Consider the following 11676-nt stretch of genomic DNA (forward strand, 5'->3'; position numbering starts at 1 on the left):
GTTTATCGAGCTAGCGTGCATGCTTATGAAGATATTCTCGGGTATCGCCTGTTCGATATTGTCGGTAGCCAAGCGATTGCTACCCAGCAAGCACAACCTTTGTATCCAATAGCAGTACACGTACTTCGTCAAAACAACTTACTGATACAGCTCAATCAAAGTCAATTGGCCGCCCCAATCAGTGAGTTGAAAATCAGTTATGATGGTGACTTCCCTGTTGAATTCATACGAAGTTTGGATGAAAAGATTAAAGAAAATGCACCTGGTGTGCGTTTGAAGTGGTTGCAGTTTGACAGAGATACCGCGTTAAAAATGGTAGAAGAGCAACACATTCACTTCGCTTTTTCACCCGCTAGAATGAACGTCACGCCAAATGAGAATATATTGTATAAGAACCTCGGCTATGTAGACTACAACGTCTATGTTGGCCAACGCTCCCCTTTGCTTAAACAATCCGATTTCACGCTCGTAGATGCTCAGGGCGAAGAGCAGTTCATCTGCCAACATACCGCTCTCGCCAAAAGTGTGATTCAGGAATACTCAGCAATAATTAAAACCGTTGCGTGCTATTCACTGTTAACCGAGTTACTCCAGAATTCGGGTTGGGCAATGATCCCAAATCATATCGCACGCCAAGCGGTCGAACGGAAGCAAATTACTCGTATAAAAAGCTCAGTGATTTCAAACAGTATTCAAGTGCTATTTAGCCTATTTTATAACGTCACGAGTACCCGATGTGAACTATCAAAACAGTGCATTGAATGGAGTGATCATATTGCCCTACGGCTCTTTAACTGATCAGTGATTATACTTGGTTGGATTCTTCTTGCTTTTCCGCATATCGGATCGCTAAACCACATATTCCAAACAACACAAACGGGATCGCAGCAGTGGTGTACTCTGCCCATGCCATGTCAGCAAATGCTTTCGCTAACAGGAGGTGCCCTAGAATCAGTAAGAAAGCGCTAAAAATAGCAACGAAAATGAGCTTCATCTCATTATTAATCGATTTAGTGTTCATAGGTGGCTCCAATTAAGTGATTGAAGCCATTGGAACACAAGTCATGAACACTGTATTAGAACAGTTTGTGGAGTAAAAAATAGAACAGTTTACTTCTCTAGGCGCTTCACATTTCTGGTATCAGCAAGATGCCAACTCTCCTAGAGTTTGAACAGACGCAAGAACCCGATCTTCACAATCATAAGAACAGTTGATCCGTATATGATGCGAAAACTTTTTCTGAGTTCCAAACAAGATTCCAGGTGCAATCGCGATACCTTTGGTTAACGCCGCCTCATAAATAGATTGTCCACTCGCCCCGTTGGTCATTTCAATCCACAAAAAATATCCGCCATTAGGGTCTGTCACCAGCGTCCCCAGTGGGAAATATTGCTGAATTGCGAGCCTCATTTTGACCTTACGTTCATGGAGAGACTTTCGAAGCTTTCTCAAATGGTTGTCGTACCCACCATATTGAAGGTAATGAGTCAGGCCCAACTGTGTCGGCACACTACTCGATAACGTAGACATTAATTGCGTTCGTTGGATTTTGTCACTGTGCCTCTCCGACACTACCCATCCAACTCGATAGCCTGGTGAAAGGCACTTAGAAAAAGAGCCACAAAGAAAGACATTCCCACTATCATCAAACGCTTGCGCAGGTTTTGGGTGAGCATCTCCAAAGTACAGTTCACTGTATACATCGTCTTCAATCAGAGCGACTTGATGCTTAGCTAACAAGGTCATCATCTTTCTCTTGTTGTCATCAGACATACAAAAGCCTAGTGGATTTTGAAAGTTGGTCATGAACCAACATGCCTTCACATTCATTCTTTTGACAATGTCGGCCAGATCGTTCAAATCGACCCCATGAACGGGGTCGGTTTTGACTTCTACCGCCCGCAGGTTTAACCGTTCTATCGCTTGCAGCGCGCCGTAAAAAGCCGGCGATTCGATGACAACAGTATCACCAGGGCTCGTTAAGACTTGTAAACTGAGATTCAAAGCTTCTAAAGCACCAGCGGTAATAACAATGTGATCCGGATTAACCACCACTCCGCGTTTAATGTAACGCTGCGCGATTTGTCGACGTAACGATTCACTTCCCGGTGGTAAATTAACAATAGCGCTGTCTTCTGACATTTGGCGACTTGCACTCGACAAGCTACGTGCGAGAGTTTGCAAAGGAAACAACGAAGGCTCGGGAAACGCTGAACTTAAAGGAACAAGTGAAGGGTCAATGTTACGTTGAAGCACATCGAACAAAATATCGTTAATTTCTACCGTCTTTGACTCAGTTTTGTCGACTGGAGAACTGGCCAGTTGTGCTGACTTTAAATGCTCGATTTGTGGTGCGACAAAATAACCGGACTGAGGTTTAGCGATTAGCCAACCTTCACTTTCCAGCAATTGATAGGCTTGTAATACGGTAGCAATACTATAGCCGTACGACTTGCAACTTGCTCTCACAGACGGGATTTTTTCTCCAGAGCGCCAAGTGCTATTAGCAATTTGATTTCGAATATCTTTTGCCAGTTCTTCGTAACGAGCCATCGTAAACTTTTACTCCCTAATCAATACGCGCACACTTTAACACTAACTATCCTATCGAGCGTATCTAAGCTTTCTCTTGCACTAAGTTTCGATAGGAGTGTGAAATCACTCACAGATATCTTCTGATGCTCTGCTAAGTTTGAACACATGACGCCATAAACGTCATTTATTGAAACATAAACTACATGCGAGATAACAATGAAAAAAATAAATGCAGACCAGTTGGATTACAAAGGCGAAACAAACGGTGTACATAGTTGGACAGCACCTAGTGGTCAACCTTACTACTGGCATCCAGACTGGCTTCACATTGCCGAAGATGCGACAGGATCACACCCTAAGCAACAACTTGATGTTGAACAAGACCAACCAGCATCTAAAACTCATGCGGTGTCTGCAATTCTCAAGCACATCAATCAATGGGCAGCAGATAAGCTTGCTTCTAACCCAGATATTGAAGCTCAATCAGTAGAATCTGAAATCAATTTGAAAAAATAAAGTTTCGTCAGAGACTTAACATTTAAATAGTCCCTAAACTCGTTTAGGGGCTATTGTTATAAATCTCACCGGACTCGGTAAATCGATCTTTTATGTTAAATTTTTTATTTCATTCAGTGAAATCTGCGGATAGAATCCCCGGTCTTTATTCGTGACAGTTATGGCTAACTTTTGCTGGAACCCACAGAAAGCACTAAAAATGGCAGGAATAAAGGTGACAGAAAAACCGAAACAAGGGCTTATTCATGGGTAATTCAAAATATAATGCTTCTCTAACATTCAAGTTGTACGCACTCGCTGGCGTGCTATTTGGTACGTACGGCAGTCGTGTATGCCCGATGCTCGAGACCCTAACTGGTATTGAGATCATCACCCATGTCAGTATCGTTTTTACCGGACTCTTTCTATTCAGACACTTCATACTTGCCAACCACTCCTTGGTTAAAGAAACGAAGCTCGCTCAGCTGGATACCACTATCTTTTTTATGGCTAGTGTCCCTTTTGCTCTGTATTACAATTTTAGCTACGACTTCCATATTGATAGTAATTTGAAAGTACTTTTTGGGATGACCTTATTTGGCTTTTTTACTGGAACTATCCTTCAACTTTCTTCCAAACAGGCACAAATGGATGAAATGGACAAAACTGGTAACTTTGACTTCGAGCTAATCGGCCAACGAAGCTCTTTGGTTAAACAAATGATATGGCTCGTCGTCCTTTTGCTCATTACCTTGAGCACAATGCTTACCATGGTTGCAGTAAAAGATGTTTTTTGGTTAGAACACAACCCCGCTCGCGTCTTAGATGGAAGTGGTAAAGTCAGTGTCATCAAGGAGTTCATCTATCTATCTGCTGTACTCGGAGGGTATGCCGTTACCATCATGGTATTGTGGAGCAAGCTCATCAGACGAATTCTGGTCAGCCAAGAGTATTCACTCGAGCAAGTGACCAAAGGTGATATCAGCGTAAGATTACCGATATTTGGTTATGATGAATTAGGCTCTATGGCGTCTATGACCAATTCGATGTTAGACAGCCTTCAGTCGGCTCAAAGCGAAGTAAAAACCACACGAGATGTCGCGATCGTAAGTTTGTCGGCGTTAGCAGAATCTCGAGACAACGAAACTGGCGCCCACATTCTCCGAACACAAGAATACGTAAAAGTGTTAGCCGAACAGATGAGCCTGTCACCTAAACACGCCGAGCTACTAACGCCAAATTATATTGAATTGCTTTATAAATCAGCACCGCTTCACGATGTTGGTAAGGTTGGCATCCCAGATAATGTGCTTTTAAAGCCTGGAAAGTTGACCAACGAAGAGTTCGAGATAATGAAAGGCCACCCAGAAATCGGTGCTGAAGCCTTATCTATTGCCGAGAAACAATTAGGAAGCAGTTCCTTCCTTCGTGTTGCTAAAGAAATTTCTCTCACACACCACGAGAAATGGAATGGAACCGGTTATCCAAGTCAACTGTCGGGAGAAGAAATTCCTTTGTCTGGACGTTTGATGGCTTTAGCGGATGTGTATGATGCGCTCATCTCGAAACGTGTATATAAGCCTGCGTTTTCCCATGATAAAGCGAAACAAATCATTTTGGAGGGTGAAGGTACCCATTTCGACCCAGAAGTTGTTCAAGCATTTCTAACGGTTGAAAACGAATTCGTTAGAATTGCAGCGCAATACCAAGATAAAGGTGAAGATTTGAGCGAGTTAGAGCGGGAAAGCTTCGTCGCACAACACGCATAAAGCCCATCCTAAAAATACTAAATTACTTGCACCCTATTGGTTTATCCGTAGGGTGTTTTATTAGATATTTCCCCGCTTAATTGATTATTTCATCCCAAACGGAATTTTTTTAGCTTTTCTGTTCTATTCGTGTTGTCTTCAAAAATCCTTACAGGTATAAATACTGGAGTTGTTACTATCCTCCCTTCAATTGACATGGATGAAGATTATGTTTGAAAAAGTTGTTGCTGCTCCGGCAGATCCTATTCTCGGCCTAACAGAAGAGTTTAAAAAAGACGCTCGCGCTGAAAAAATCAACCTAGGCGTTGGTATCTACAAAAATGAAGACGGTCAAACCCCTGTTCTTAAGACAGTTAAAAAAGCAGAAGCAGCTCTTCTAGAGAATGAAAAAACCAAATCTTACCTAACAATTGAAGGTACCGCTGAATACGGTCAAGCAGTACAAAAGCTACTATTTGGTTCAGATGCTGAAATCGTGTCTTCACAGCGTGCAAAAACAGCCCAAGCTCCAGGCGGCACCGGTGCACTTCGTGTTGCAGGTGAATTCATCAAACGTCAACTTGGTGATGCAAAGATCTGGATCAGTAACCCTACTTGGGCAAACCACAACGGCGTTTTCGCGGCTGCAGGTATCGAAACCGCACAGTACAGCTACTACAACGCTGAAACAAAAGACAAAGACTTCGCAGGTATGGTTGCAGACTTAGAGAAAGCGTCTGCAGGCGATATCGTACTTCTACATGGTTGCTGTCATAACCCAACGGGTATTGACCCAACAGCAGAAGAGTGGGAAACACTGGCTAAACTGGTTGCAGACAAAGGCCTTCTTCCTCTGTTTGATTTCGCATACCAAGGTTTTGCTAAGGGCGTTGAAGAAGACGCTGCTGGCCTTCGTACTTTCGCGAAATACAACAAAGAGATTTTAGTGGCGAGCTCGTTCTCTAAAAACTTTGGTCTATACAACGAGCGTGTTGGTGCGTTTACGCTTGTGGCTGAAAACTCTGAAGTAGCGACAACGGCATTCTCTCAAGTTAAGAGCATCATTCGTTCTATATACTCAAACCCTCCAGCGCACGGCAGTGCAGTTGTAACACACATTCTTGGTGACGCTGAGCTGCGTGCTGAATGGGAAGCTGAAGTAGCAGAAATGCGTGACCGCATCCAAGAAATGCGTGAACTATTTGTAGCAACGCTAAAAGCAGAAGGCGTTGATGCTGACTTTACTTTCATCGAACGTCAAAACGGCATGTTCTCTTTCTCTGGCCTAACAAAAGAGCAAGTTAACCGTCTTAAAGTAGAGTTCGCAATCTACATCGTTGGTTCTGGCCGTATCAGTGTTGCTGGTATGACTAAGTCAAACATGGGGCCACTATGTAAAGGTATCGCAGCCGTTCTATAAGAAAGGACTGAAACCAACATTCAAAAAGCCAGCAAGATTGCTGGCTTTTTTGTTTGTGAAAACGAGGTATTGATTAGTATTCAAGTAAAAAATTAACCCCTAGCTCATTCGTGCTCTCTTGCTCACCATTTCGGTGATTATAAAAGCCACCGATGGCAAATTTCGTTGTAACAAGGTATCTCAAGCTTGAATGATAAACTTCTTCGTCATACAAATCGCTTCGATTCACTAGTACACTACCAGACGCAATCCATGATTTAGCGAAACCATAATTCAATGCAACCTTACCGCCATGAATGAACTCTGTATCAGATGAAACCGTGATATTGCTGTCATTCAGTTCAACCTTAGCTTTTGTCACCCCAATTTGGTAAGACGCGACCAAGTCTAAATCTTGGGCTAGCGAGTACTTATACCCTCCTCCCGCCATCAGCGTGTCGGCACGTGTTGTCGTCTCATCAGGGTGGATAAAACGCGCCGCGTAATCCCCTAGAATCAGCCAGTTGTCTGAGACTTCATAACTCAGACCAAGTGTGTAGATTGAAGCGTTGTTATTCACTCCTGCGTCTTCATTCAAGCTTCCTGAGCCTGCTGATGCATATACATAGTTGTAATCCAGTATTTCAGCAGAAATAGGCTCCGCTGAAGCGACCGATGAGAAAACAACTAAAACAGGAATCAAACTATACTTCAGCATTAGCCACCTCGTTAAACAATACAATTACTGACTTTCAATTATAAAATACTAGTCTATCCATAAGACTTTAAAAAGGTTTTTGCTCACACTTCGAATTGTCACGGCAAAGTTTTGGCAAATGATGTACCATGAAATCATAACAATTTATGGAAGCCCACTATGGAAGCTGAGCTATTAGAAATCCAAAACTTTCTAGCACAATATCCACCATTCAATGAACTCCCTGAAGATGTTCTTTTAACCGCCACTCAAAGCGTAGAAATTTCCTATTACCGTCAAGGTACTCCTATCATACATTTTGGCGATCAGATCAATGATCTCTATGTGGTTCGCAGTGGTGAAGTCGAGGTGTATCGACGCAAAGGCGAGTTGTATAACCGTCTTGACGAAGGTGATCTTTTTGGGCAGATGGGGCTCCTGACGAACAACAAAGTTCGTTTTCCAGTCAAAGCGATTGAAGACACGCTTGTTTATTGTATTCCCGAAGCCGTGTTCCAAGACCTTTATGAGAACCATGATTCTTTCGCTGATTTTGTTGAAGTCGAAGACAATGCAAGATTAAGGCAAGCCATTTCAAACAATAACGATGCTAACGATCTCACGACTTCCAAAGTAAAAACCCTACTAAATAGAGACGCACCGATCATCGATAAAAGCCGCACCATTCAACAAGCGGCAACCATGATGGCTGAAGAAAATGTCTCTTCTTTACTTATACTCGATCCCGATATCGTGGAAGATGAAGAGGATGATTCAACACCAGTGATTGGTATCATTACTGACCGTGATCTGTGTACCCGCGTATTAGCGCAAGGCCTAGATCCTAACGATGACGTATCTTCAGTGATGACAAGTGAAGTGATCTCGCTAGATCACAATGCATACGTTTATGAAGCGATGCTCACCATGCTTCGCTATAACGTTCATCACCTGCCGGTTCTAAAAGATCGTAAGCCCATCGGAATTATAGAAACCACTGATATTGTACGTTACGAATCTCAGAACTCCTTACTTCTTGTAAGCAGTATCTTCCAGCAACAATCAATTGAAGATCTAAAAGCGATTTCCGAACAAGTGAAAGACAGTTTCGTTCGCCTAGTGAATGAGGATGCCAACGCGCACATGGTGGGCAGTGCGATGTCGGTAATTGGGCGAAGCTTTAAGCAACGTATTATTGAACTCGCTGAAGAGCATTTAGGACCACCACCAATCCCGTATTGCTTCTTAGCGCTTGGTTCCATGGGGCGAGATGAGCAATTACTGGTAACTGACCAAGATAATGCCATCATCTTAGACGACACATACAAGCCTGAAAAACATTACCAATATTTCGAAGCGTTAGCCAAATTTGTGTGTGACGGCCTCGATCAGTGTGGCTACAGCTATTGTACAGGGGACATCATGGCAACCAACCCAATGTGGCGTATGACACGTCGTGAGTGGGAAGCTTGTTTCTCTGATTGGATTGACGATCCTAACCCCAAAGCACTGCTTAATGCTTCGATTTTCTTCGACTTAGACGGCGTATTCGGGCGGTTAAAGTGGGCGGAGCAGCTCAACAGCTTCATCGTTCGCCGCTCCCGTAAAAATAACCGTTTCTTAGCTTGTTTGGCTCGCAATGCGCTTAACCGAACTCCACCGCTTGGTTTCTTTAAAGACTTCGTAATGGAGAAGGACGGCAGACACAATAACTCCATCAACTTAAAGCGACGTGGTACTGCACCTCTTGCTGATTTGATTCGTGTTCATGCTTTAGCCGTTGGCTCACGCTCTAAAAACTCTTTTGAACGACTCGACGATATTATTGATGCCGGAATACTGCCTAAAGGACGCGCCCAAGATCTCAAGGATGCCATGGAATTCATCTCTATGGTGCGTATCCGCCACCAAGCGCTAGACGTCGATAATCAAATAGATCCAGATAACAACATTGAGCCGGAAAACCTGTCAGATTTCGAACGTCGTAATTTAAAAGACGCATTCCAAATTCTCAGTAACGCGCAGAACTTTTTGAAGTTCCGTTACCAAGCCAATAATAACTTTAAGTAACTCGTATGAATAAGTTCTTCAAGTCTCCGACCATAGACTGGCCATTCAAGTTCCAACAAAAACTTGAACGCTGTAAAGACCAACGTTTAAAAACGTTCTATTCATGCTCGCTACCTGCGCCTGATACGCCGATATCGGAAGTCACATTTCTGGCTGTCGATTTTGAAACCACGGGTTTAGATGCTAAGAAAGATGACATCATTACGATTGGGGTCGTCCCATTTACTCTTAATCGAATTTATTTGAATCAATCTAGGCACTGGACTATCCGACCTCGTCAGAAGTTGGAGGAGGAATCCGTCGTAATCCATGGCATCACTCACAATGACATTTTGGATGCTCCTGACTTAAGCGAAATGCTTGATGACGTATTAGAAGCATTATCCGGACATATTGTAGTGGTGCATTACCGCCGAATCGAACGCGATTTCTTGAATAATGCGCTTAAGGTTAGGATTGGAGAAGGCATTGAATTTCCAGTACTGGACACATTAGAAATTGAATCCGATATTCAAGACAAGCTAGCGGGCGGTTTATGGAATAAACTCAAAGGTAAACAGCCAGGTTCCGTTCGACTAGGGCAAAGTAGACGTCGCTATAGCCTACCGGATTACACGCCTCACCATGCGTTAACCGATGCTATTGCCACCGCCGAGTTGCTACAAGCGCAGATAGCTCACCACTATGATCGAGACACGCCAATAAAAGAGCTATGGCTGTAGCGAATAACTAGCAATAAAAAAGGAGCCTTCAGGCTCCTTTTTCAACAAGAATCAATTATAGCTTAAAGCGTCTAATTTCTTCTTCTAACTCGTGCGATAGTTCAGAAAGCTGAGCAGCCTGACTTGCAGCATCGTGTGCTTCAGTCGCCAACTCGTTAGACACATCACGAATACCTTCCGTATTACGCGTGATCTCTGAAGTCACAGACGCTTGCTCTTCAGCAGCAGAGGCAATTTGCATCGCCATGTCGCTAATACGTTCAACCGCAGCATGAATTTGAGTCAAGCTTGCTGCCGCAGAGTTTGCGTCATCCACACTGGTAGTCGCTAGATTACGGCTGTCATCCATAATCCCAACCGCTTTACCTGTTGTACCTTGAAGTAGCTCGATAGTTTGCTGGATTTCTTTGGTCGAACCGTGGGTTCGTTGGCTCAGCACACGTACTTCATCCGCTACCACTGCAAAACCACGCCCTTGCTCACCAGCACGTGCAGCTTCGATAGCCGCATTAAGGGCAAGCAGGTTAGTTTGCTCCGCGATACCTTGGATATTAGCCAAAATCGTATTGATGCTGTTCCCGTGTTCTTCTAACTCCTGAATAACGTTAGTCGCAACTTGTACTTCTTCCGCAAGGTTTTGAATTGAAGACTGAGTCTGCGTTACTTGGTCTGCACCATGCACACATGCACCAACCGCTTCAGAAGAGCTTTGAGCGGTGTGATCAGCGTTACCGGCGATTTCTTGAGTAGCCGCCGCCATTTCATTTACAGCAGTCGCAACCATGTTGATTTCATCTTGTTGAAGACGAATACGAGCACTACGCTCTTCCGCTTGGGAAGCTGTTTGCTTAGATTGCTCAGATAGCGCTGCAGAAACTTCACTTAGCTTAACCACCATGTGATGCATATTGCCCACAAAACGGTTGAAGCTTGTTGCCAATTGGCCTACTTCGTCTTGGCTCTTAGGCTCAAGGCGCTGAGTTAAATCCGCTTCACCAGATGCAATTTCTTCTAATGCATCAGACACACGCTTAAGGTCACGGAATAAGAAGCTCACTAGCCATGAAACAAGAAGAATGACCACAATAGTAATAATCACAGCGGTCGTGATTAGCTGAGAAAGCAGCGACGCATGGTTTGCTTCTTCTGTTTCTCGGTCCATTTGAATACCAAAGATCCAGTCTGTACCAGCCACTTTCGTGAAGTATAGAAGCTTTTCTTTGCCGTTTTCTTTAATGATTTCAATGCTAGCCGTACGAACAGCTTGTTCTACTACAGACATCGACAGGTCAGCTGACAGGTCGCTAACTGACTTCAAGATCAAAGATTTGTTTGGATGCGCTAAGAAAGTACCATCTTGAGTATCAATCAGCATCGCATAGGCATTATCACCAACATCTAAGCTGATCACATCATTGATAAGTTGATCAATCAGTACATCAGCACCAACCACGCCGACTAAATTGCCATTTTGACGAACGGGTTCAGCGATCGTGACTAGTAGTGCGTTGGTGATTGCGTCTAGGTATGCGGTCGTGATTATTTGCTTCCCTGCATTATTCGCTTCTTGATACCAAGGACGTTGACGAGGATCGTAACCAGCACGGTTACGCTCTGGGTGTGAACGGTACATATCACCTTGAGGTGTACCTAAAAAAATGTCGTCAAAACCACCAGCAACACGAGCTTGCTTTAGGAAAGGAACAACATCAGATTCTTCTGAAAACTGGTTGAAAGCTTTTGCGATATCTTTGCGAATAGAAATCCAGTTCTTAATGCCTTCTGAAGCGGCTTCAGAAACACTTTCCGCACGTAAATATACGCCATTTCGAGTTTGTTCAAATAGCTGAGTAGCTGAAAGCCAAGTTAACGCTGTCGCCATTAAGACAACGGCCGATAAACTTGCGCCTATTAGCTTTTGTTTAAGTGTCAATTTCATATTAGTTTCACGAATGAGGGAAGATCTCGCGCATACTAACGAAATTAATTCTCAATATCGAGCAGTTTTG

The 11676-nt window shown here is 43.6% G+C and carries 10 protein-coding genes; 6 read left to right on the forward strand and 4 right to left on the reverse strand.

Translation table 11 applies throughout. The features are described 5' to 3' along the window. Positions 1–15 precede the first annotated feature (15 nt). Positions 16–798: a LysR family transcriptional regulator gene (locus ACHUFI_RS04470; RefSeq protein WP_394247158.1), complete on the forward strand. Its 783-nt coding sequence runs from the start codon at positions 16–18 to the stop codon at positions 796–798. A gap of 7 nt (positions 799–805) precedes the next feature. Here ACHUFI_RS04470 and ACHUFI_RS04475 read toward each other — a convergent pair whose 3' ends face one another. Next, positions 806–1021 carry a hypothetical protein gene (locus ACHUFI_RS04475; protein WP_394247159.1) on the reverse strand — a complete coding sequence of 72 codons (216 nt, stop codon included), beginning with the start codon at positions 1019–1021 and terminating at the stop codon, positions 806–808. Positions 1022–1141: 120 nt separating this feature from the next. After that, complete coding sequence (locus tag ACHUFI_RS04480) at positions 1142–2554, reverse strand: aminotransferase-like domain-containing protein (protein WP_394247160.1); 1413 nt, start codon at positions 2552–2554, stop codon at positions 1142–1144. 198 nt (positions 2555–2752) lie between these two features. On the opposite strand from ACHUFI_RS04480, the gene ACHUFI_RS04485 reads away from it, so the two are divergent. The 3 genes from ACHUFI_RS04485 (at position 2753) to ACHUFI_RS04495 (ending at position 6199) form a co-directional block, all read left to right on the forward strand. Then, a complete protein-coding gene (locus tag ACHUFI_RS04485) occupies positions 2753–3052 on the forward strand; it encodes a hypothetical protein (RefSeq protein ID WP_394247161.1) in 300 nt (99 codons plus the stop codon). Between the two features lie 245 nt (positions 3053–3297). Next, positions 3298–4800, forward strand: a complete 1503-nt coding sequence (locus ACHUFI_RS04490) for an HD-GYP domain-containing protein (protein ID WP_394247162.1) — start codon at positions 3298–3300, stop codon at positions 4798–4800. A 208-nt stretch (positions 4801–5008) separates the two neighbouring features. Next, the gene (locus tag ACHUFI_RS04495; RefSeq protein ID WP_394247163.1) at positions 5009–6199 is read left to right on the forward strand and encodes an amino acid aminotransferase; all 1191 of its coding nucleotides are present in this window, start codon (positions 5009–5011) and stop codon (positions 6197–6199) included. A 73-nt stretch (positions 6200–6272) separates the two neighbouring features. On the opposite strand, the gene ACHUFI_RS04500 is transcribed toward ACHUFI_RS04495, so the two are convergent. Further along, on the reverse strand, positions 6273–6896 hold the full coding sequence (locus tag ACHUFI_RS04500; protein WP_394247164.1) for a hypothetical protein: 624 nt from the start codon (positions 6894–6896) through the stop codon (positions 6273–6275). Positions 6897–7055: 159 nt separating this feature from the next. On the opposite strand from ACHUFI_RS04500, the gene ACHUFI_RS04505 reads away from it, so the two are divergent. Together ACHUFI_RS04505 and ACHUFI_RS04510 are read left to right on the forward strand one after the other, a co-directional pair. Continuing rightward, entirely contained in the window at positions 7056–8945 is a 1890-nt protein-coding gene (locus ACHUFI_RS04505; RefSeq protein ID WP_394247165.1) for a DUF294 nucleotidyltransferase-like domain-containing protein, read from the forward strand. A gap of 5 nt (positions 8946–8950) precedes the next feature. Beyond that, positions 8951–9667: a 3'-5' exonuclease gene (locus ACHUFI_RS04510; protein WP_394247166.1), complete on the forward strand. Its 717-nt coding sequence runs from the start codon at positions 8951–8953 to the stop codon at positions 9665–9667. A gap of 55 nt (positions 9668–9722) precedes the next feature. Here the strand turns inward: ACHUFI_RS04510 and ACHUFI_RS04515 are convergent, their stop codons facing one another. Beyond that, positions 9723–11606 (reverse strand): methyl-accepting chemotaxis protein, encoded by a 1884-nt coding sequence (locus ACHUFI_RS04515; RefSeq protein ID WP_394247167.1) that lies wholly within the window; start codon positions 11604–11606, stop codon positions 9723–9725. Positions 11607–11676 lie beyond the last annotated feature (70 nt).

Origin of the sequence: Vibrio profundi, from assembly GCF_043642225.1 — a bacterium.
Taxonomy (GTDB): domain Bacteria; phylum Pseudomonadota; class Gammaproteobacteria; order Enterobacterales; family Vibrionaceae; genus Vibrio; species Vibrio profundi_A.